Consider the following 21,990-nt stretch of genomic DNA (forward strand, 5'->3'; position numbering starts at 1 on the left):
TGCTCCCTCAGGCCTTCTGGCGGGTCGGGCGGAGCCTGATGTCGTCCAGGTGGACGTGCGTGGGACGGTCCACCACGAAGGCGACGACCTCGGCGACGTCCTCGGGCACCAGCAGGGGCCCGTTCTCCCGCGCGACCGCCTCGAACCAGTCCCTGTCGTACCCGGCGGCGTCCTGGAAGCCGGAGCGCACGAACCCGGGCTCGATCAGGGTGACCCGGATGTTGTGGGTGCACAGCTCCTGGCGCAGCGCCTCCACCAGGGAGTGGACGGCGAACTTGGTAGAGCCGTAGACCGGGTTGGCGGCCGACACCTGGCGTCCGACGGTGGAGCCGATGACCACGATGTCCCGCACCTTGGCGCCGCCGTCGGCTTCGGCCTGCTTCTTGAACTCGGCTCCGGCAGCGCGCAGTTGACGCATCACGGCGAGGACGTTGGCCTCCAGGAGCTCCTGCCAGCGGTCGGCGTCGGAGCCCAGGAGTGTGCCCGGCAGACCATGTCCGGCGGAGGCGACGAAGACGTCCGCCGGCGCGCCCCACTCGCGCTCGGCCGCCGCGAGGAGTTCCTCGGTGTACGCGGGCCGGATCATGTCCCCCGGGTGGGCCAGCACGGCCCCCGGCCCGCCCGCGGCCTCGTCGCGTACGGCGTCGAGCCGGCCGGCGTCGCGGCCGGCGGCCACCACGCGGGTGCCGCCGCGGGCGAAGGTGGTGGCCACCGCGCGGCCGATCCCGGAGGAGGCCCCGGTGACGACGGCGATACGTCCCTCAGTCATGTCGACTCCTGCTCTTGCTGCTGTTGCTGCGGTACTTGCCGGTGGAGCTGCGTTACTTGCCGGTGGATGCGGGTAGGGGGTCCGGCGGCCCTCAGGCGGGCACGGCCAGCGGGATGTGACCCTGCTCCACGAGCCCGCCGAAGTACGCGCGCAGCCAGGCCCGGTCCAGCGGGGCGAACTCCACCCCGAGCTGTGCGAGCAGCCTGCGGGTGCGGGTGTGGTCGTAGCGGATGTTGCGCTCGGGGCGGACGGCCCAGAAGTGCGCGAGGGCGATCTGCTCGTCGCCGTCGCCGAGGTGCCGGGCGAACAGCGGCCCGAACTCCGGTGCCTCGTCCACCTCCAGGGGGCAGCCGAGGTCGCGCAGGGCGGCGAAGACCTCCTCGTACGTCACCTCGTGGTGCGTGTCGACGTGGAAGGTCCCGCCGCGCACCCGGGTGCTGCGGGAGATCTCCAGGATGCCCTCGGCGACGGTGTCCACCGGGCTCAGCGCCAGCGTGCGCGCGCCCAGGTCGGGCACCCGGCCCAGACGTGCGCAGACACGCAGCAGCTGCACCAGGCGGTTGTCGCCGCCGTTGCGCTGGAAGCGCCCCGTGCGCGAGTGGCCGGAGACGTTGCCGGAACGGTATACGAAGCCGCCACCACCGCGGGCCGCGAAGGCGTGGACGAGGCGTTCGGCGTCGTACTTGCTGCGCTCGTACTCGTTGAGGAACCGCTGGCCGATGTTCAGGCTGTCCTCGGAGAACACGGTCGGCTCGCCCTCGGGGGCGCTGCCGCAGACCGCGAGGGTGGACGCGTAGTGCAGGTCCTTGGGCCGCCCCTCGGACGCGAGGCGGATCAGGGCGCGCACCGGCTCGGTGTTCTGCCGGTCGAAGGACGCGCGGTCGCCGAACAGGCGGGTGTCGCTTGCCAGGTGGTAGACGGCCTCGACCTCGCGGGACAGCCTCGTGTACGCCGCGGGGTCCAGGCCGAGGCCTGGCTCGGCCAGGTCGGCCGCGTGGACGGTGACGCGGCCCGCGTGGCCCTCCAGGTCCTCGCCGGGCCAGTACCAGGCGTACGTCTCACGCAGCCGCTCCCGGGCGGCGCGGGCGTGCTCCCCGCGCACCAGGCAGTGCACGTGCCCGTCGGTGCGGGTCAGCAGCAGGTGCAGCAGGTGGGCGCCGATGAAGCCGGTGGCGCCGGTGAGCAGGACGGAGCCGTGGGCGCGGGTGGCGCCCGCGGGCGGCTCGCAGCGCAGGGCGCGCGGGACCTGGGCGAGCAGTCCGGTGCTGGAGCCGTCCTCCATGACGAACTGGCCCTCGCTGGGCGGGAGTCCGGCCGAGGCGAGCAGGTGCGCGCGGGTCGACCTGGCGAGTGCGCGGACCCGTGCGGGGTCGCGCCGGCCACGCGCGTACGACAGGTCGGCGACGAGCTGGCCGTCGTGGATGCGGGCCGTGAGCTTCAGGCCGTATCCGCGGTCGTTCGCGGCGCCCCGCACCGGGCCGACCGCGTACCGGGACAGGGCGGGGCGCAGATCGTCGCCGTAGGGCAGGGCGAAGCCGCCCAGGTAGTTGAAGCACACGTCGGCGCGGTGCGGCTGGGCGTGCAGGCCGTAGGCCACGCCGAGGTGCGGCACCTCGTCGAGGGCGGCGGCCACCGCCTTGGCGGTGGCCGGGGCGTCGCCCTCGACCACGGCGACGCGTACCGGGTAGGTGGAGGTGAACCAGCCGACGGCTCGGGAGACGTCGAGGGTCTCGTCGAAGGTGGCGCGACCGTGGCTCTCGACGTCCACGAGGAGTTCCTCGCGGCCTTCGTCGGCGGCCATGGCCTGGGCGAACGCGGCGAGCAGTGCCGCGTGCGGCGGGGTGCCTGCCTGCGTGGCCTCGGAGCCGGAGAGGGCGTCGGTCTCGGCGCGGCTCAGGCGGAACCAGACGGCCTGTGCGTCGCCCTCCAGGTCGCCTCGGTCCCGCGGCACGGGCGCGTACCGTTCGAGGCCGTCCCAGTGGGCGAGGTCGGCGCGCAGGGCGGGGGCGTGCTCGGCCAGGTGGGTGGCCCATGCGCCGAAGCCGGTGGTGCCCGCCGCGGTGGCGGGCGTGTTGCCGCACAGCCGTTCGGTGTAGCAGCGGCTGAGGTCGTTGACGACGATGCGCCAGGACACGGCGTCCACGCACAGGTGGTGGCAGAGCAGCAGCAGGTGGGCTTGTGCGGCGCCCTGGAACAGATGGGCCTTGAAGACGGCGCCGGTGGCCAGGGAGATCTCGGCCTGCCGGTCGGCGGCGGTCCGCCGGATATGGCGCTGGACGGCTTCCTCGCCGTCGGGCAGCACGGACGTGGTGCAGGCGTCCGGCGGGGCGACGACTTCGCGGCGCCGTTCGGTGCCCGTACCCGTGAACGCGGTGTGCAGCAGCGGGTGCAGTGCGACGACGTCGGCGACGGCGGCCGCCAGGACGTCGGCCCGTACGCCGCCGTCGACGTCGAGCAGAAGCGCCTGGTTCCACTGGTCGGGCTCGGTGAAGTCCTGCTGGAAGAACCAGCGTTGGGCCGGGGAGAGCGTACGGTCGTCGTCGCGCGGGCCGGCGGCCCCTGGACCGGGGCGCTGCTCGGTGGCCCCGCCCGCCGTGATGCGCGCGGCGAGCGCCGCGGCCGTCGGCTCGGCCAGGAACGCCGCGGCCGACACCTGGTGGCCGCGGGCCTGGAGGTCGGCGATGACCTGGATGGCGTCGATGGAACTGCCACCCACCAGGCGGAAGTCGTCGTGCGGTCCGAACTCGCCGTGCCCCAGGTGGCGCCGCCAGACGGCCAGCACCTCGGCGAGGACGGGGTCGTCGACGTCGTGGGTGCGGTCGCCGCCCGTGGTGCGGCGGGCGAGCCGCTCCTGTACGAGGTGGCGCAGCGCGCGCTGGTCGGTCTTGCCGTTGGCGTTGCGCGGGAAGTCGTCGAAGACCTCGACGCGTTCGGGGACCATGTACGCGGGCAGGCAGCCGCGCGCGTCCTCGCGCAGGCCCGCTGGGTCGGGGTCGGCGTCCCGGACGACGACGGCGGCCACGAGGGCGGGGCGGCCCGCGGGGAAGTGCAGGGCCACCGCCTCGGTGACCTGCGGCAGGCGGCGCAGGGCCGCCTCGACGTGGCCCAGCTCCACGCGGTAGCCGCCGACCTTGACCTGCCGGTCGCCGCGTCCCAGGAATTCGAGGACGCCGTCGGCGTCGGCCCGCACCTTGTCGCCGGTGCGGTAGGCGCGCCCGGCCCCCGGGAACGCGGCGTCGACGTCGTCGGTGTAGGCGGCGGCGGTGGCCCGCTCGTCGCCGCGGTAGCCGGGGGTGACGGAGGGTCCCGTGACGTACAGCTCGCCGATGGCGTCGCGTTCGTGGAAGCGGCCGTCGGGGGTGCGGATGAACAGCCGGGTGCGGCCGAAGGCGGTGCCCACGGGCACCGAGTCGACGGCGCCGGCCCGGTCCAGCGCCGCCTCGTCGCGCAGGACGTGCGCGGCGATGCCGACGGTGGCTTCGGTGGGGCCGTAGTGGTTGACCAGGGTCTGGGTGACTCCGGAACCGAGCACCCGGCGGGCCAGCGGGAGGCCGAGCAGTTCGCCGCCGAGGAGCAGGTGGCGCAGCGCGGGCCGGGTGTCCGCGTCGTGTCCGAAGGCGGGGAAGAGGACACCCCAGTGCGAGGGGGTGGTCTTGAGGACGTCGACGCGCTCGGTGTGGAGGTAGCGCATCAGGCCCAGCGGGTCGCGGCGGATGGCGTCCTCGACGAGGTGCAGGGTGCCGCCGGTCCACAGGGCCAGGAACAGGCAGGTGTTGCCGAGGTCGGCGGCGAGGGTGGTGACATGGGCGTAGTGCAGCGGTCCGGTGATGTCGAGGCGGTCGAGCAGCGCCTCGGTGTAGTGCCGCAGGTTGGCGTGGGTGACCTGGACGCCTTTGGGGACGCCGGTGGAGCCCGAGGTGTAGAGGACGTACGCGATGTCCTCGGGCGAGGGTTCGGCGAGCGGCGCCCGGACGGGGGCGCCGTCGTCGATGGGGACCTCGGGGCCGTCGAGGGCTTCGAGCACGTCGAGGACCTGAAGTCCGGCTCGGCGCAGGTCGTGCGCGTAACGCCGGGAGGTGACCGCGAGGTCCGGGGTGGCCGTGGCGAGCCGCCCGGCCCCCTCCGCCACCGGATCGGTGGGTTCGACGACCGTGTACGCCGCGCCGCTGCCGAGGGTGGCGAGCAGGGCGACCACCGCGTCCGGGGTGCGGTCGAGGTGGATGCCCACGAGGGAGCCGCGGCCGATGCCCCGGCGGCGCAGCTGGTGGGTCAGCCGGGACACCCTCGCGTCGAGCGCGGCGTAGGTCAGGCGGTCCTGACCGACGGCGACGGCCGTTCGGTTCGGGTGAGTCTTCGCGTGCGTGCGCACCAGCGCCGGGAGCATGCCTTGGTCCTTAGCGAGTGGGCGGATCGGTCGAAGGAGGGGCGGGCGGGCCGGATCAGCTCCAGAAGACGAGCGGCTCCTGCGGGCCCTTGGTGGCGATGAAGGCGGCGGCGCCGACCCGGTGCTTGCCGGCGCCGGAGGTGACGGCGTGCAGCATGCGCGGGCTGAAGATGATGAGGTCGCCCGCCTCGGGGTGGATGACGTGGACGGGCTGCTCGACGCTGTCCGGTTCGAGGCCTTCGACGTCGAGGATCGTGCGGGTCTCGTCCTCGGTGGGCTCGCGCAGCCACAGCTGCAGGTCGCCGCCCTCGTCCGGGACCTGGAGGTAGATGTTGGCGACCAGCTGGTTGAGCACGCCCTCGATCTCGGGGGCGTCACTCTCCTGGTCGATGGCGTCGTTGTGCGGGTAGAACTCGGAGGTCGACGGCTGGAAGACGCGGAAGGCGCCGACGAAGCAGGCCCGGCCGCGCAGCCGCATCAGGTTGGCGCCCGCGGGCCACAGCTCCTGCAGCTCCAGGCGGACGCGGTCCACCGGCGACAGGTAGGGGTGGAACATGGAGCGCACGTCCTGGATGGCCGGGAGGGCCTGGTCGTGGTACTGGTTCGTGAGTTCCGCGTCCCACTTGGTGTCGATGTGCGGCATGTAGACGCGGCCGACGCTGCTGGTGTGCTGCTTGTGGTAGTTGCCGAGGGCCTGGTGGTTGATGGCCTTCTGGGCGACCTTCTCGGCGATGTCGACCGGGTAGTAGCCCTTGACGTGGATGGCGCCGATCTCGCGGTCGGCGAGCTTCAGCAGCGTCTCGGCGGTCAGTTCGGTGGCGATCTCGTTCGTCAACGAACGGACGACGTGCGTGGTAACGCTCACGAAGAAGCTCCTCGGGTTGAGAGTCGGCAGGAGCGCTCGATCCGGGCTCACTGCCGCGCGGCGGGCCGAAAGGGTCCGCAGGGCGTTCATGACTTTCGACGAGTGGAATCAGATATCCACCGGCCGGAAATCTAGGCGGGCTTTCGGCCTGCCGTCAAGGGGGAATTCCGACCGGCGAACCCCGCTTCTCCTCACGGGATTTCAGGGATCACCGAATGAACCCTTCCCCACGAAAGGGAGGGCTGGATATACGGCTACGAAGGGGTGGTCAGCCGCAGGTCAGCGCGGCCTGGGGCTGCCACAGTCGGGTCAGGGCGTCATTGAACGGAGCCCCGAGGGTCTGGACGGCGTGCCCCGCCCCGGGCAGCACCAGGTGCTCGGCGCCGATATTCCGGGCGAGGGCCGAACCGGCGGCCCTGAAGAGGTCGTGGTGCCCGCCGGACACCACGAGCCGGGGGAATTCGGCGCGTTGCAGCGCGTTGAGCGGAAGTTCCGCCTCCCACGGGCGCTTTCCGCGCATCTGAGTCACCACGGCCCTGCGCATTCCCGGCGGAAGTGTCGCGGGAAGGGCCGGAGCCACGGAATCCGGTGGTGTTCCGATCAGGACGAGGTATTCCTCCAGAAAGGATTCCGGTGAATAGCACCGCGCGTTGATCTCCGCGTAACGGCGCATGAACGCACGGGCGTCGGGTCTCTCTCGTACGAGGGTGAGGGTGAGGGGCTCGACGACGGTCAGCGAGCGCACCCGGCCCGGGTGGCGCCCGGCCGCGATCAGTGCGGCCACCGCCCCGAAGGAGTGGCCCACCAGGTGCGCCCCCTCCTCCAGGGCGTCGGCGACGTCCCGCGCGTCGACCAGGAAGTCCTGCCCGTCCACGGGCGGACTGCCGCCGTACCCGCGTCTGTTGACCAGCCGCAGCGCGTAGCGCCCGGCCAGCTCCTCCTGCGCGGCCCACGCCGTGCGCGCACTGAGCACGTCACCGTGGACGAGCACCACCGGCGGGCCCTCCCCCGACCTCAGCACTTCCACCGGTCGCACCGCATCTCCTCCTGGTCCGCTCTGTGTTCGGTGACAGGCACCGCGGCCTTTCCTCACTGGTCAGTTGCGCGAGGCGGGCACCGGGTTTACGCGGGACCGCGAAAATGCGGCGTGACCTGGATCACGGTGCCGGGACGGGCGGCTCGTCCGGCGGCAGCGCGCGGTGCCGCGCTCAGCTGCACCGCGGGCCCGGCCGCTCAGCAGCACCGCGTGGTGACGTGCTCGGCGCGCCGGCTGTGGTCGCGCCACAGGGCCCTGCGCTGCCGCGCCGTGAGCCGTCCGCCGGGCGCCGTGGCCGCGCGGGCCCGGCACACGCGGCGGAACTCGGCCTGTCCAGACACCTCGTCGAGGTAGCGCGCGGCCCGCGCCCACAGCCCGCGCGCCAACCGCCGGGCGCTCAACCGGACTTCCCCGCGAGCGCCCGGGGCTCCGCGGCCGGCTCGGGGCGCGGCTCGTGCGGGGTCTCGGAGGTGGGGAGCGGTGCGTGCGCGCGCAGGGCCTTGACCCACACGCGTACGACATCGGCCATGACGACGAGCACGAGCAGGGCGAAGACGGCGGCCAGAACGCCGTCCACCGTGGAGTTGGTGACGATCTGGCGCATGTCCTCGGCGGTGCGCGCGGGAGCGAGCACGTCGCCGTCCGCCAGTGCGTCGGCGTAGCGCTCGCGCTGGGCGAAGAAGCCGACCCGCGGGTCCGGCGAGAAGACCTTCTGCCAGCTCGCGGTGAGGGTGACGGCGATGTCCCCCAGCAGCGGCAGACCGGTGACCCACGCCCAGCGCAGGCGCCCCTGTTTGATCAGGACGGTGGTGCACAGGGCGAGGGCGAGCGCGGCGAGCAGCTGGTTGGCGATGCCGAAGAGCGGGAACAGCTGGTTGATCCCGCCCAGCGGGTCGGTGACGCCGATCAGCAGGAAGTAGCCCCAGCCGGCCACCATCAGCGCGCTGCACAGCCAGATGCCCGGCTTCCAGCTGACGTCGCGCAGCGGCTTCCACACGTTGCCCAGGGCGTCCTGGAGCATGAACCGGCCCACCCGGGTGCCCGCGTCGACGGTCGTGAGGATGAACAGCGCCTCGAACATGATCGCGAAGTGGTACCAGAAGGCCCGTACGGACTCGCCGCCGAACGCCTCGGAGAGCACGTGCGAGAGGCCGAGCGCGAAGGTGGGGGCGCCGCCGGTGCGGGCCTGTACCGACTCCTCGCCGACCGCCGCGGCCGCCTGGTGCAGGTCGGCGGGGGTGAGGGTGAAGCCCAGCTGGCGCACCGCCTCGGCGGCGGACTCAGCGGTCGGACCGAGCAGTCCCGCCGGGGAGTTGACGGCGTAGTACAGCCCGGGATCCAGCACGCACGCGGCGATCAGCGCCATCACGGCGACGAACGACTCGGTGAGCATGCCGCCGTACCCGATCATGCGGATGTGCGACTCGCGCTGGATCAGCTTGGGCGTGGTGCCCGAGGAGATCAGGGCGTGGAAGCCGGACAGCGCACCGCAGGCGACGGTGATGAACAGGAACGGGAAGAGGCTGCCGGAGAACACCGGTCCGGCTCCTCCGGACGCGAAGTCGGTGACGGCGTCCGCCTTCATGGCGGGCATCGCGACGACGATCGCCACGGCCATCAGCGTGATCACGCCGACCTTCATGAACGTCGACAGGTAGTCGCGCGGGGCGAGGAGCAGCCACACCGGCAGCACACTCGCCACGAACCCGTACCCGACCAGCAGCCACACCAGGGTGGTCGGTGCGAGCGTGAACGCCTGCGACCAGGCGGGGGACTCGGCGACCTCGTTGCCGCCGATGACCGAGAGCAGCAGCAGGACCGCGCCGATGACACTGGTCTCCATCACCCGGCCGGGCCGCACCAGCCGCAGCCACAGGCCCATGAAGAGGGCGATCGGGATGGTCATCGCGATGGAGAAGGTGCCCCACGGCGATCCGGCCAGGGCGTTGACGACGACGAGCGCCAGCACCGCGAGCAGGATGACCATGATGGCGAGCACGGCCAGGATGGCGGCGGCCCCGCCGACCGGGCCGATCTCGTCGCGTGCCATCTGTCCCAGACTGCGCCCGTCGCGGCGGGTCGACAGGAACAGCGTCACCATGTCCTGCACGGCACCGGCGAAGACGGCGCCGACGACGATCCACAGCACGCCGGGCAGATAGCCCATCTGCGCGGCGAGCACCGGCCCGACGAGGGGGCCGGCTCCCGCGATCGCGGCGAAGTGGTGGCCGAAGAGCACGCCCTTGCCGGTGGGGACGTAGTCCACGCCGTCCTCCAGCCGTTCGGCCGGGGTCGCGCGGGTGTCGTCGGTGCGCAGCACGCGGCGGCTGATCCAGCGCGCGTAGAAGCGGTACCCGACGGCGTACGAGCACAGGGCGGCGACCAGCAGCCACAGGGCGCTGATCTCCTCGCCCCGGGACAGGGCCAGTACGGCCCAGGCGGCGGTGGCCGTGAGGGTCACGGCGACCCAGAGCGCCGCGCGCAGCGCACGGTTGCCCGGTGGGCGCGTGGGTGCCCCGGTTCGGTTCTCATCCATGGGAATCACCTTTCAGCGGCACGCCGTCGGCGGCCGTCACAGGTCCTTGGTCGGACGGTCCTTGGTCGGACGGTCCTTGGTCAGGCGCCGGAACAGTGCGGCGAGGGCCACGCTCAGCAGGCAGACGGCGAAGTGCAGGAGGTAGAAGAGCGGGATGCCGAACAGCCGGGGCCGGTCGGGCGGCACGGCGACCGTGCCCGTCGCGGCGGCCACGGGAATGAGCAGCAGCAGTCCCCGGACCTTGCGCCACGGTGTTCCGCGTCCGCTGCCCGCGGGGTCGTCTTCCGCAGCCACAGCCGCACCTCTCCTCGCCCCGGGCCGGCGGCGCCGGCCCGTGCCTGTCGATTCGGACGCGCCCCCGCGGCCGTTCGCGTGCACGCGGTCCGGTGTGCGGGGGGCTGCGGGAGTGCGCCAAGAGACGGTCCGGCACCGCACGGACGCGTGGCGGACTCCCGCGAGCGAGGCGGCGGGCCGTAGGTCCGCCGCCTGCTTCGGATGTTGGTTGCGCGGCCGGCCCGTGGGGTTTACACGTCCCCGGCAAGCACCTCAGTGGCGTGGATCACATGGCCGCCGGATCTTCCTTGACGCTCATCCGGGGCCGCCCTAGAGTGCCGCCGGACGGAAAAGATATTCCGGCATACGGAAATTTATGTGCAGGGGGGCGTTATCAACCAGGCTGTCGGAGCGTGCTTCACGCTCGTCATCGGCGGCGCGCTCCTGGCCGGAGCCCGCAGACCACCCCACGACGAACTCCCCCACCCCGCCCGCTGGGCCCTGGGCGGACGCGGCCTCGGTACCACCGCGACCTGCCTGCTGCTCGGGGGCACCATCTACACCTCGTACACCTACATCGCCGTACCCGGCCTGATCTTCGGCACCGGCGGACTCGCCCTGTACGCCCTCGTGTACACGATGATGCTCTCGCCCCTGATCATGATCATGCTGCCCCGGCTGCGCGACGTCGCCGCCCGGCACGGCCTGGTCACAGCCGCCGACTACGTACGCGCCCGGTACGGTTCACACCCGCTCGCCCTCGCCACCGCCCTCACCGGCATCCTCGCCACGATGCCCTACCTCGGGCTCCAGGTCGTCGGCCTGACCGCCGTCCTGCGGGCCATGGGCCTCACCCCCACGGGCGTCACCGGCTGCGCCGTACTCACCCTGCTCTTCCTGCTGTTCGCCCTGGTCACCCACCCCGGCGGCCTGCGCGCCTGCGCCCGCGTCTCGTTCGTCAAGGCCGGGGTCATCGGCACCGCGATGATCGTCCTCCTCGCCCTCGTCCTCCACCGGCTCGGCTCGCCCGGGCACATCTTCACCCAGGCCGCCCTGCGCAGCGAGGCCACCGGGCAGCCCTTCGGCGTCCCCGTGCACGGCTTCAGCGCGTACGCCACCCTGGCCGTCGGGTCCGCGCTCGCCCAGCTGATGTACCCCCAGGTCCTCCTCGTCGCCATGGCCAGCCGCTCCAAGCACACGCTGCGCGCCGCCACCACCTACCTGCCCGCCTGGAGCATGACGCTCGGGCTCTGGGCGTTCCTGGGCATCGCGGCACTCGCCGCCGGAGTGCAGACCCAGGCCGGCCACGGCGAGCTCGCCGTACCCATGCTCATCGGCCAACTCGCCCCGGACTGGCTCACCGGGCTGCTGTTCGGTGCCATCGCCGTGGCCGGGCTGCTGCCCGCCGTCCTGATGGCGATGAGCATGGCCATGCTGTTCGTACGCAACATCTACGTCGAGTACCTCAACCCCACCGCCACGCCCAAGCACGAGGTCCGTGTCGCCCGCGGACCCGTCCTCGCCATCATGGCCGGGGCCGTCGCCTTCGCCCTGCTCGTGAAGCCCCAGGACGCCGTCAACCTCCATCTCCTCGGCGGGGTATGGATCCTGCAGCTCCTGCCCACCGTCGCCCTGTCCCTGTTCACCCGCTTCTTCCACCGGCGCGCCCTGTTCCTCGGCTGGGCCACCGGCATGGTCACCGGTACCGCCTTCCTCGGCCTCGGCCGCTTCTCCGCCGTCGTCGACGTCGGCATCGGGCCGCTGCACGCCCCGGTGTACGTCGCCCTGACCGCCCTGGCCCTCAACCTCGCCGTCGCCGCCGTGCTCACCCCCGTCCTCGACGCGCTCAAGGTGCCCCGGGGCACGGACGCCACCGCCGGCGGCGCGGCCTGGGAACGCCGCGGCTCCAAGTACGCCTTCGTCGTCGAATGAGTGAGGAACCCCTCGCGTGAAACCGCTTCTTCCACGGCCCGGCGCCCTCCGCCCCCGCCCGGCCGGACCCGTCCCGCCCGGCAGACCCCTGCGTCCCGGGCCGGCCGCCCCCGAGGAGAGCGCCCCTGAGGGCGCCCCCGAGGACAGCGCCCCCGAGGACAGCGCCCTTGCGGACAGCGCCCTCGACCTGCGCGACGCCGACCGGGAAGTCGCCATCGCCCAGCTCTTCGACGAGCACTACGCACGGCTGCTGCGCCTCGCGATGCTGCTCGGCGCCGAACAGGACGCCGAGGACGTCGTGTCGGAGGCGTTCTACCAACTGCACTGCCGCTGGGCGAAGCTCAAGACGCCGGAGGCCGCCGCCGGCTATCTGCGCTCCATCGTCTGCAACCTGACCCGGATGCGGATCCGCCGCATCAAGGTGGTGCGCCGCCACACCTACGCCGAGCGCGACGACCTGGTCCGCTCCGCCGAGCAGCAGGTGCTGCTCGACGACGACCAGCGCGCCCTGGTCGCGGCACTGCGCACCCTGTCCTCCCGCCAGCGCCAGGCGCTCGTGCTGAAATACTGGCTCGACCTCAAGGAGGCCGAGATCGCCGAGACGATGCGGATCTCCGCCGGTGCGGTCAAGTCGCACACAGCGCGGGGCATGGCGAAACTGACGAGCGTGATGAAGGGGCAACCCCAGTGACCAGGAAAACGGAGGAGCTGCTGAGGTCCGCCCTCAGCGACCTGGCCGCGTCCGTGCCCGACGGCGCCGCCACCTCCTACCGCAAGGAGCAGGCCCGCTGGCGCCGCCGCGAGTACCGCCGCCGGTGCGTGGTCGCCGTCCTGGTGCTGCTCATCGTCGCCGTGGTCTGCGCGATCGGCTTGATGACGCTCGCCGACGCCTCGCCGGACACGCATGTCATCTTCAACAACCAGGACGGGAAGGCGGTACCGGAAGCCGGGCCGTAAAGGGCGGTACCGGAAGCCGGGCCGTAACGCGATTGTCACCACGGTGACCGCCGCATCGAGAGCATGGCCACCACCGTCGCCTGGCCCCTCCACGAACCGCGCCGGTCCGGGCCGAACGCGCCTGCGGCCTGGCGGCCCGTCCGCGGACGGATCACGCGGGAGCAGCCCCGCGAGGCCCTGTACCGGCAGGTTGCTGCCGACCCGCGCTGCGGCTGCGGCTGCGACAGGAGCGTGGTGTGGCGGGCGGGGCCTGACCTTTGCGCGCCCGGTCCGGGCGAGCGCACCTGGGGGGTGGGATGGGGTGGGTTGGGGTGGACGATGTGGTGCGGTGGAATGACCCTGATCCCGGTCGCCTATCTCGTGCTGTTCCTGGTGTGGACTATGCTGCCGCTGCCAATCGTGCTTCCCAAGAACCGGCGCGGAACGTAGCTCACAGCGGCACATCTGGCTGCCTCCGTTAGCGCCCTCCTGCTGGCCTGGTTCACTGATCTCCCCTGGCCCGACTCGCCGTGGTCCTGGGTGCTTTGGGCGGGCTGATCGCCTCCCTGCGACTCCTCTTGCAGAGAGCATTCACCGACAGCCGAAGCTGAAGGACCGGACACAGCGCTCGGCGTGCCGGAAGGAACGGGGCACCATCCCCCTCGGGAGGCCGGCGGATGACCGCGCACGGGCAGATCACCGGCCTCGCACACTCCGACGTGAACGAGAGCGGAAGCCGGCCCCTTGAAGACCTCGTACGCTGGAACGGCGAGCTCTCGGAACTCATCAGAAGCGCCCGCCATAGCGAACCAACTTGGATGGTCACCTTCCGGCGTGGTCACGCCGTTGCCGCTGCGGAGAAGGTCACCGCTGGATGCGCCAGCCCAGGACAGCTCGTCGACTGGGCACAGGCCGTTCATTTCGAGGACCAGGTGGACACCGAGGAGGGACATCAGGACCTGCTGACCCAGTTCCTCGTCGAGATCTCGACCCCCGAGCTGTTCGCACCGGTCACCCGTGAAGTCTGCCAACGATGGCTACGCGTCCTTCAGGCATCAGAGGACTCCGACTCCGATGCGGCTGGACGTCCCAACCGTCGGCCTGTGCCACCGCCGTCGGCCGCCGGGCCAGGGCCAGGGCCAGGGCCACGATCCATGTGACCAACCCGGCGGCAGTGGCCAGAACGCCACCCGCCGCGAAGGACGCCCGCGGCGCGCGCTCCAGCAGCGCGGGCAGACTGATCGAGATCAACGGCACCAGCACGCTGGCGGCCGCGCCGATGACACCACCTCCTGAAAACTCCCGCTGAAGGCGAACACGGGCCAACAAAAGCCCCCGCGCCGACCACACCAGGCAGTACCTGCCCGGGGAACCGACCCGACAGGACCACGTTCCCGGTCCCGGCGCCCCGCTCCGCGCCCCTGCCCGGGGCTGCGCTTATGTGTCATCCAGTGCTGCGGCAGCTGTGTCGACGAACTACTGACGTGGGTGGACCCGTCGCTGTTTCGGACGGGCCGGTGACGGCGGGGACGATGATGGCGAGGCCCCCGCACAGCACGCCGCCGTCCAGCTACAACCCAGCGCTCGGTCAATGCCCGCACTGTGGTGGTAGTTCGGTCCAGCCACGCCGCGTCCGGCCGCGCCCTCAGCTTCAATGGTGGCCCGGGCGAACGCCTCCGGGGGCCGGATCACTACCGCGCCCTCGGACGGGGCGCGCCGCGTGCCGCCCGTGGAGCGGTCACCGCGGTCCCTGCCACTGCTGCTCCAGGAAGGTCCTGAGTTCTTGGGGTGGTCGGTGGGCAGCTCGTCGAGGGTGCGAACCCACTGGTGGCGATCGAGCTCGGACAAGGTGCCCGGGCCCGGCGTCTCCGGAATGCAAGCGAGGACGAGCCGGCGGCTGGTGCGGCCGCGGGAGTTCGTGTAGTCGAAGCGGCCCGCGTAGCGGTCGATGGCGATGGTGAGGCTGGTCTCCTCGGTGATCTCGCGGTGCAGGGTGTCGATGATGAACTCGCCCCTTCGAGCCGATCGGCCGGAGTGGGGCCCCTTGGCCCACTTGAACCGTGCTGGCTAGTCGGCTTCCGGCGCCCGCCCCGGACTCCGGAAGCGACGACCACACCTGTGCAGCGATCAAATCCACCTCATCTTGCGATAACCCCGACCGCACCCCGATCACCCCTCTGGCCCCGTCCGGAAACGTCGCCGTGCGCATCTCAATACCCTCTGGACCCGCGCCGGGCAGCCGCCCTCGGCTCCGTGGAACTTGGCGTACGCCTGGACGGACTCGATCTCTCGACCTCCGCGTTGGTCATGCTGGTTTTCGAGGACCACAGCCAGACCGGCAACGAGGGCTGGCCGCCCGGCAGGTAGTCGACCCTGCAAGGCGGACCAGCGTGCCTTCACGTCGACCGAGTCGAAGAATGCCGATGCTAGTGCCGCATCAGGCAACGTTCGCCCTGGCAACGACGATGCGTAGGCGCCGGTCGTCGGCGTGGCGGTTTCGCCAGATGATGTATCGGCGGATCACGCTGCCCTGCTCTTTGTGGGTGGCGTGGTCGGTGCCGCAACAGCTCCTGGCTTCTTACCCGGCTTGATGTGGCCGTAGAGCTTGTCCCTGGCCAGGTCCAGGGCTGCGAACAGGTGGCGTACTCCGCCGTAGCGGTCGTAGGTAGCCCGGCGCCTGCGGCGGGGGGTCGCGGTCGGGGCCCTTGTGCCTGTCGCCGCGCTCGGCCCCCTGCCGGCCGGGGTGGGGCGTCAGATTGAGCGGCCCGAACTCGTCCACGCCCACCACCACTTCACTGGGCTCGTCCTCTCCGGGTATCACCTCGCCGTCGGCGATCGCGTAGGTGCTCGACCCAAGCCTTCTTGGCGACGTAGCCCGGATCGCGGGGGGACTTCCACGTCTTCAGACGTTGAAAGGAGAGGCCTTCCTCGCGGAGCAGAATGCGCAGGCCCTTCATGGCTGATGTTTCGGTAGAGGGAGTCGAAGCCATCGGTGTTGAAGTTGTGGATGACATCGCTGACCGGTGTCGCTGGTGAACGACACAACGACACTTCGCCGATCTCCGCCACGGGCATACCCTGCGTGGACAGCAGGACCTAGCCGGCCAGGGTCTCCGCGTCTCAGCGCCGGAATGGCCCACCGGTAGAGTCGGTCCGAGGAGAGCGCTGATCTGGGGGGTTCATGACGGCAGCGGGTGCACCGCCCATCATCTTCGTACACGGGACGCGGTTCAGCGCGGGACAGTGGAGCCCACAGCTCGCCGCACTGCAAGAGGACTTCCAGGTCGCCGCTGTTGACCTACCAGGCCACGGCGCCCGCTCTGCTCAACCCTGGAGCCTGCAGGCGGCGACGGAGATCATCGCTTCCGCGGTGGACTCGCTCGACTGCGGACCGGCTCTGGTCGTCGGGCACTCGCTCGGCGGATACGCCTCGCTGGAGTTCGCGCGGCGCTGCCCCGAGCGACTGCTGGGGCTGGTCCTTGCTGGGGCCAGTGCCTCAACTCGTGGCCCGTGGGCAACGCCGTATCGGTGGGTCGCCGGGCTCGTCCCTCGCATACCGGCGGACCGGCTGGCCCGGTGGAACGACCGGATGCTGCGCCGGCTCTATCCTCCCGAGGTGGTGGAGGCGACCATCCTCTCTGGCTACGCCTTCCACACCCTGCCAGCCGCCTGGGGCGAGGTGCTGGGCCGCTTTGACGCGGGTGCGATGCGTCATGTGGCGGCTCCCGTACTCATCTTGAACGGCGAGAAGGACACTGTCTTCCGCACCGGCGAGTTGGACTTCGCCCGCGCTCATCCGCACGCCCGCGTCGAATTGATCCCGCGGGCAAGACATCTCGCGAACTTCGACGATCCAGCTGCCTTCACCGATGCTGTCCGCCGCTTCGCCCTGCAGCTACCTGTTCGCAGCTGAGCACGCCAGAGTCGGGTCCACCCGGGTTGCGGAGCGCAGTGGGACCGTGAACGTTCAGGCTGACCAAACGCGCGCTCACTGGCCAACTGCGGTGCTCTGTCACGATCAAGACAGGGCGAACGTTGCCTGATGCGGCACCAGCAGTCGCCGACTCCGCTCACGGGGCTGCCTCCCCGGAAGTCAACCCGGCCGAAGCCAGATCAAGCCACATTGGCGGGCCCCTGATTCCGGGCTGGGGCCGGCTGGGTCAAGAATCCTTTCTTCCGACTTCGTCCCAGGTCACCGGCCCCGACAGCGGGGTCTTCCTGTCGCTGCGCGGCCCTCTCGGAGTGACCGGATCACGGTGCGGGCCCCCGCCGATTGTCGGTTTCCCGCTCTTGAGGAGAATCCGTGCATCCCGTCCGCGTGCTTACCGCCCTCCCCGTGTTCGAGAACCCTCCTGCCCAGGCCGCCAAGGCCAACGCGTTCCGGCGTCCGGTCGACGCACGTCGCGCCCTGTTCGCCTCGGCATCACGACCGTCATCGGGGTGGGGGCATGACCAACCCGAACACACCGGGCCCCGCCCTGCTCGCGTGGGCCAGCCGGGCCCTCGGCGCCCGGCCCGCTGTCCAGGACGCCTCCCACCCGCGAGAGAACTCCCGCGTCTGGCAGCTCGAACTGCCCGGAGACGTCCGCTACTACCTGAAGATCTCCCCCAAGGCTGTGATGTATGAGCGCGAGACCCTCGCTCTGCGCGGCGGGTGATCTCGTCCTGGCAGAGGACCTGAAGGAAGTCGAGGTGGCCGAGTTCGCCGCCGTGGGCCTGGGCAAGGCGGGCGTCGAGGGTCTCCAGCATCCCGGACAGCCGCAGGGACTTGAGTGACTCGCGCAGGGCGGTGTCCATCACGCCCATCGTGCCGCCACCTCGTCGTCGCCGTGGCCCTGGTCGTCGCGGTCGTCCTCCGCCGTGTCCGGGGGCGCGACGGAGCCGAACAGTCCCTGTGGGCCGTGGAGGAAGGCCGCGGCTCCCGCGTCTCCGCTGGTCTCGGGCTCGGGATCGGTCTCGGTGCCGGCGACCGGGATGCCCTTGACGGTGCGGTAGGACGGGTCGCCGACCGTGATCGCTCTCGCGCAGGCCGCTTCCAGTCGCGTGTCGCCGTACTTCTTGCGCAGTCCGAGTCCGGAGAAAATCGCCTTCCAGATGAAGACGCCCATCTGGTGCCGCTCCCAGGAGGGTAATCACTCTTGTCGGTGCGTTTTCCCTGGTCGAGGGCGGCGTGGGTCTTGACCAGGTCGCTGTCGAGAAAGACCTGCACCATCGGGGCGGTGGAGCGGACATCGACCTTGCGTCCAATCAGCTTCCAGGGCACGGAGTAGAGGGTGCGGCCGACCTTGATGTGGATGTCCGGGCCGGCCGTGGCCGTCGACCAGCGGGCCAGGGTGAACGGGGTGGGCGGCAGCGGCAGCAGGGCGGCGGCCTCGACCGCGCCCAACACGGCCATCGGGGCCGCCCCGCCCAGCGGCCGGCACTGGCGGCGCCCGGCGACCTGCTGGGCCCAGGTGACGGCCTCGGTCTGCATGTGCTCGATCGAGGTGAACTCCCGTCCGCGCCAGAACGAGTCGCGGACATAGGGCATGGGCCGCTCCAACCTGGGCTTGTCCTTGGGTTTCAAGGCTCTCGCCGGATCCACCAACGCCCCGTAGGTGGCGAGTTCGGCATACGCCTTGTTGATTTTCGGGTCGTAGAGAACGGGCTTGTCGACGCCGGTCTTCAGGTTGTCGGGGACCAGCCGGCGCGGGACGCCGTCGAAGTAGCGGAAGGCCGCGACGTGTACCTCGGTCCACGCGTGCTGGTCCAGGTGCAGGACCGGGTGGACGAACATGTGCCGTGAGCAGGGCAGCACCATCACGAACGCCCAGACGCGGTGCCGTTTGCCGGTGCGGGGATTGGTCCACTGGCCGAGGAACCCGTAGTCGATCTGGGCCTCCTCGCCCGGCTCGACCTCGTCGCGCAGGACGGTGACCTGCGAGCGGCTCACCTCGTCGGGCAGCGTGGCGTGGACCCAGCGGCGGAACGAGGAGATCGACACCTTCAGTTTGTGCTCGTCCCGCAGCCGCTGGTGGATCGTGGAGACCGTCACGGTCCCCAGCAAGTCCGCGATCTAGTCGCGGTGTTCGTCGACGTCGGACCAGGTGACCTGCCGCAGTCTCCTGTCGACGTGGCCGGGGAACCGGCCCTCGATCAGCCCGGCCCAGTCGGCCTCGCTCATTGGCGGGCCGCCCGGGGTGATCCCGGACGCCTCCGCCGGGGCCGGGTACTTCCTGACCGTCTTGCGGTCCACCCCCAGCGACGCTGCCAGCGCGCTCTTCGAGCGGCCCGCGTACCAGTGGACGTAGATCTCGGTGATGTCGACCACGACGAACGTTCTCCTCGCCATCCGGGCTGCCCATCGGCCATCAGAACCACGGGCGAGGAACACGGGCGGCTCCGCGACGACCAGGTCCCTCGATCCCGGAATCCGCGCTACCCATGGCCAAAGAGGATGAAGCGGGATGAGTAACTAGATAGCACTCAAACCGCCCGACATGGGGAAACCCTCTGCCCGTCTCACCGAGGTGCGGCCGAATCCCCGGTTGCCCGCCGTTGGCCGGGCCACATGTCGTCATACGCGGCGTCCATGAACTGCGCCTGCGGCCCGCGCAGCGCGGAGGAGTCGGCTATCTCGCCCCGGACTGCCTGCACCAGGTGGAACGCATAACGATAGGCAGAGCCTCGCAGGGGCTCGCTTCTGGCCGCCAGGTCGATCTCCGCCTGTGCGAGCCACAGGTCATCGACGAGTCGATCGAGCACCGCATCGTCTGCCGTGCCATCACTGACCGGGCGCGTGAGGGCCGCCTTCTCCACCCGCGATGCGATGCCGAGGAACTTCAGGACCGCGTTCTTCAACTCCGCGCGGTGCGCGGCTGATTCCTGTACTTCGAGCTGCCGGGCACTCGCCCGCGACACGAGGTACTGGCCAAAGATCGACCCGCCAGCGCCGAGTGCGACACCGGCCAGAGACAACAATGCCGGCCCCAAGGTTCCCCAAGATCCCATAGCGGGAGTCTCTCAACACCCCGCGACCGCCGTCCCCGTGGGGACTCGTGACCGTGAGGGTGAGGAATTCCGTGACGCTCCACCCGTCACAACTGGGGAATTCCGTGACCGTCGACACGGATGAGCTGGAAACGCTGCTTGCCCGGTCGGTGTGGGGCGGCCACGAGCTGTCGGGCGGTCAGTGGCAGCGCTTGGCGTGCGCGAGAGCGATGTACCGGCAGCCGGCCGTGCTCGTCCTGGACGAGCCGACCAGCGAGATGGACGCCCGAGGAGAGCACCAGATTTTCCGGGAACTTCGGGCCATGGCTCCCGACCGGATCGCGGTGGTGGTCACGCACCGGCTGGACAACGTACGGATGGCCGACCGGGTCATCGTTCTCGACCAGGGCGCCGTCCGGGAACAGGGCTCCTTCGACGAACTCGTCGCCGGCAAGCACGCCGCCCACCTGGTGCGCGAGCACGGCGCCACAGTCGACGCGGTCGAAGCATCCACCGGCCAGCACGCACGGGCGGTTGCCCGATACGGAGATCTACCATCGCCTGCTGCCCGCCCTGCGCAGCGGCCTCAAGCGGAGGGCTCCTCGCCTTCTCCGTGCTGCACACCAACTCCACGGCCACGGCCCCTCGTCGAGCCTCGACCCGCGCACGTGAGCCGCACCCCAGGACAGCTGGACGGATTACCTCGCTGCTTGCAGGAACGACGAAGCGGGACCGCCCCGTGCCCAGCTCTCCTCAGTGTGGAGATCAGCCTTCGGAGGCTGACTGCTTGGGGCCGCTGCCCATGTTGCGCTTGTCGCGGGCGTAGATGACGGTCGTCTTTCCACCGCCGGCAGTCCTGCGGTCCAACTCGAACAGAGTGGTGGCGGCCAGGAGGTCACTGAGCTTGGTGTAACCGTAGGTGCGGGAGTCGAAGTCAGAGCGCTGCTTGGTGATGATGTGGCCGACATTCGCGAGGTGGGCCCAGCCGTCGTCGTCGGAGGCGGCCTCCACTGCGTGGCGGAGCAGGTTGACCAGCGCAGTGTCAGCTTTCAGCTTGACCGCTGTGGCTCGCGCAGTCGGCTTGGCCTCAGCCGGGGCGGTGGCGCTCTTGAGATTCTCGACGTAGATGAACTTGTCGCACGCGGCGACGAACGGCTTGGGGGTCTTGCGTTCGCCGAATCCGTAGACAGTCAGGCCGGACTCGCGGATGCGGGCCGCGAGGCGGGTGAAGTCACTGTCGCTGGAGACGATGCAGAAACCGTTGAAGCGCCCTGAGTACAGCAGGTCCATGGCGTCGATGACCATGGCGGAGTCGGTGGCGTTCTTCCCCGTGGTGTAGGCGAACTGCTGGATCGGCTGGATCGACTGGGCGAGCAGCTGATCCTTCCAGCCCTTCAGATGGCTGCCCGTCCAATCGCCATAGGCCCGCTTGACGTGGGCGGTCCCGTACTTCGCGACCTCCGCCAACAGCTCTTCCAGGGCCGAGGGCTTGGCGTTGTCGGCGTCGATCAGTACCGCCAGTTTCGCAGTGTTCTCCACGGCACTGGACCGTAGCGCAGGCGACTCCGAAGCCGCAGGGAAGTTACTGAGCCCAAGCCCGGCTGTCGCCGGACCTGGTGGTCGCTACATCGGGACGACCACCGGGTCCTGCCCCCGTCTGCAGATTCGAGGCGGAGCTTTCCTGCCAACGCGCTGCCGACGAGTGTCATCCCGTCGGCGTGCCGATACGAAGCCGGTTGCCGTCAGGATCGCGCAACTCAATCTCACGCGCCCACGGAGCGTCCTTCGCCTGCACACCGAACTCTGAGGCGATGGTCTCGACATCACGCACGCGGAGATAGACCAACGTGTCGGGGCGGGCGTACTTGTCCGACGACTTGTGTCTACGCGTCTACGCGTGACTGAACCACGGCGTCATAGCCGTAGCTTCCCGTCCCCACCTCGACCGTGCGTGCCATGACCCGTGGGTCGTCACCGCTGTTCTCTGCGATCTTCGACAGCGGGGCCTCTGCGGCCTTGGCAACGGCGAAGATGCCGTACCAGTGCCCCGCCCGTCTGCCGTCAGCCGTCAGCCGTCAGCCGTCAGCGTGGGCAGGACGGCGGCGGCCCGGATCAAGGCCACTCCACCGCCGGGAACGATGCCCTCGTCCAGGGCGGAGCTGGAGGCGCGGTTGCGATAGCTTGCTTGCCCAGCTCCGCGGCTATGGCGGCAGCGGCCAGATCGACCCCGTCCAGCACGCTCGCTGTGTCACCGACCGAGTTCAGTAGGCGGCTGGCTTCCCGCATCAGG

Annotated in this window: 16 protein-coding genes and 4 pseudogenes; 8 read left to right on the forward strand and 12 right to left on the reverse strand. The window is 70.7% G+C overall.

Annotated features, from left to right (window positions below):
• Positions 1 to 7: 7 nt before the first annotated feature.
• From ACWDZ7_RS24400 to ACWDZ7_RS24430, 7 genes are all read right to left on the reverse strand, one after another.
• Entirely contained in the window at positions 8 to 769 is a 762-nt protein-coding gene (locus ACWDZ7_RS24400; protein ID WP_451799732.1) for an SDR family oxidoreductase, read from the reverse strand.
• A 91-nt stretch (positions 770 to 860) separates the two neighbouring features.
• Positions 861 to 5,153, reverse strand: a complete 4,293-nt coding sequence (locus ACWDZ7_RS24405; RefSeq protein WP_451799734.1) for an amino acid adenylation domain-containing protein — start codon at positions 5,151 to 5,153, stop codon at positions 861 to 863.
• Between the two features lie 55 nt (positions 5,154 to 5,208).
• Positions 5,209 to 6,018, reverse strand: coding sequence for a 2OG-Fe(II)-dependent halogenase WelO5 family protein (locus tag ACWDZ7_RS24410; RefSeq protein ID WP_451799736.1), 810 nt, complete (start codon positions 6,016 to 6,018; stop codon positions 5,209 to 5,211).
• A gap of 268 nt (positions 6,019 to 6,286) precedes the next feature.
• Positions 6,287 to 7,054: an alpha/beta fold hydrolase gene (locus tag ACWDZ7_RS24415; RefSeq protein WP_451799738.1), complete on the reverse strand. Its 768-nt coding sequence runs from the start codon at positions 7,052 to 7,054 to the stop codon at positions 6,287 to 6,289.
• 197 nt (positions 7,055 to 7,251) lie between these two features.
• Positions 7,252 to 7,455, reverse strand: coding sequence for a hypothetical protein (locus ACWDZ7_RS24420; protein WP_451799740.1), 204 nt, complete (start codon positions 7,453 to 7,455; stop codon positions 7,252 to 7,254).
• The gene (locus ACWDZ7_RS24425; protein ID WP_451799741.1) at positions 7,452 to 9,590 is read right to left on the reverse strand and encodes a carbon starvation CstA family protein; all 2,139 of its coding nucleotides are present in this window, start codon (positions 9,588 to 9,590) and stop codon (positions 7,452 to 7,454) included. Before ACWDZ7_RS24425 ends, ACWDZ7_RS24420 begins: the two co-directional genes overlap by 4 nt.
• Positions 9,591 to 9,626: 36 nt before the next feature.
• Positions 9,627 to 9,884, reverse strand: a complete 258-nt coding sequence (locus ACWDZ7_RS24430) for a hypothetical protein (protein WP_451799743.1) — start codon at positions 9,882 to 9,884, stop codon at positions 9,627 to 9,629.
• Positions 9,885 to 10,241: 357 nt separating this feature from the next.
• Here ACWDZ7_RS24430 and ACWDZ7_RS24435 point away from each other — a divergent pair, with 357 nt between their 5' ends.
• The 7 genes from ACWDZ7_RS24435 (at position 10,242) to ACWDZ7_RS24465 (ending at position 17,389) form a co-directional block, all read left to right on the forward strand.
• Positions 10,242 to 11,795: a sodium:solute symporter family protein gene (locus ACWDZ7_RS24435; RefSeq protein WP_451799745.1), complete on the forward strand. Its 1,554-nt coding sequence runs from the start codon at positions 10,242 to 10,244 to the stop codon at positions 11,793 to 11,795.
• A 16-nt stretch (positions 11,796 to 11,811) separates the two neighbouring features.
• Positions 11,812 to 12,486 carry an RNA polymerase sigma factor gene (locus tag ACWDZ7_RS24440; RefSeq protein WP_451799746.1) on the forward strand — a complete coding sequence of 225 codons (675 nt, stop codon included), beginning with the start codon at positions 11,812 to 11,814 and terminating at the stop codon, positions 12,484 to 12,486.
• Positions 12,483 to 12,752 carry a hypothetical protein gene (locus ACWDZ7_RS24445; RefSeq protein WP_451799747.1) on the forward strand — a complete coding sequence of 90 codons (270 nt, stop codon included), beginning with the start codon at positions 12,483 to 12,485 and terminating at the stop codon, positions 12,750 to 12,752. Before ACWDZ7_RS24440 ends, ACWDZ7_RS24445 begins: the two co-directional genes overlap by 4 nt.
• Before the next feature lie 656 nt (positions 12,753 to 13,408).
• Positions 13,409 to 13,891 (forward strand): hypothetical protein, encoded by a 483-nt coding sequence (locus tag ACWDZ7_RS24450; RefSeq protein ID WP_451799748.1) that lies wholly within the window; start codon positions 13,409 to 13,411, stop codon positions 13,889 to 13,891.
• A 14-nt stretch (positions 13,892 to 13,905) separates the two neighbouring features.
• The gene (locus ACWDZ7_RS24455; RefSeq protein WP_451799749.1) at positions 13,906 to 14,040 is read left to right on the forward strand and encodes a hypothetical protein; all 135 of its coding nucleotides are present in this window, start codon (positions 13,906 to 13,908) and stop codon (positions 14,038 to 14,040) included.
• Between the two features lie 1,872 nt (positions 14,041 to 15,912).
• Entirely contained in the window at positions 15,913 to 16,644 is a 732-nt protein-coding gene (locus ACWDZ7_RS24460) for an alpha/beta fold hydrolase (RefSeq protein ID WP_451799750.1), read from the forward strand.
• Positions 16,645 to 17,179: 535 nt separating this feature from the next.
• A complete protein-coding gene (locus ACWDZ7_RS24465; RefSeq protein WP_451799986.1) occupies positions 17,180 to 17,389 on the forward strand; it encodes a hypothetical protein in 210 nt (69 codons plus the stop codon).
• On the opposite strand, the pseudogene ACWDZ7_RS24470 reads toward ACWDZ7_RS24465, so the two are convergent.
• From ACWDZ7_RS24470 to ACWDZ7_RS24480, 3 genes and pseudogenes are all read right to left on the reverse strand, one after another.
• A pseudogene (locus ACWDZ7_RS24470) lies at positions 17,379 to 17,537 on the reverse strand (ATP-binding protein); the annotation flags it as partial. The gene ACWDZ7_RS24465 and the pseudogene ACWDZ7_RS24470 overlap by 11 nt on opposite strands.
• Positions 17,528 to 19,041: pseudogene (gene istA / locus ACWDZ7_RS24475) on the reverse strand (IS21 family transposase). The pseudogenes ACWDZ7_RS24470 and istA, both read right to left, overlap by 10 nt.
• A 191-nt stretch (positions 19,042 to 19,232) precedes the next feature.
• A complete protein-coding gene (locus ACWDZ7_RS24480) occupies positions 19,233 to 19,721 on the reverse strand; it encodes a hypothetical protein (protein WP_451799752.1) in 489 nt (162 codons plus the stop codon).
• A 119-nt stretch (positions 19,722 to 19,840) separates the two neighbouring features.
• Between ACWDZ7_RS24480 and ACWDZ7_RS24485 the strand changes: the two are divergent.
• Positions 19,841 to 20,173 (forward strand): annotated as a pseudogene (locus ACWDZ7_RS24485) (ATP-binding cassette domain-containing protein); the annotation flags it as partial.
• A gap of 292 nt (positions 20,174 to 20,465) precedes the next feature.
• On the opposite strand, the gene ACWDZ7_RS24490 reads toward ACWDZ7_RS24485, so the two are convergent.
• Both ACWDZ7_RS24490 and ACWDZ7_RS24495 read right to left on the reverse strand, forming a co-directional pair.
• A complete protein-coding gene (locus ACWDZ7_RS24490) occupies positions 20,466 to 21,239 on the reverse strand; it encodes an NYN domain-containing protein (protein WP_451799753.1) in 774 nt (257 codons plus the stop codon).
• Between the two features lie 166 nt (positions 21,240 to 21,405).
• Positions 21,406 to 21,561: pseudogene (locus tag ACWDZ7_RS24495) on the reverse strand (VOC family protein); the annotation flags it as partial.
• Positions 21,562 to 21,990: the final 429 nt, after the last annotated feature.

The organism is Streptomyces sp. NPDC003032 (assembly GCF_053591415.1).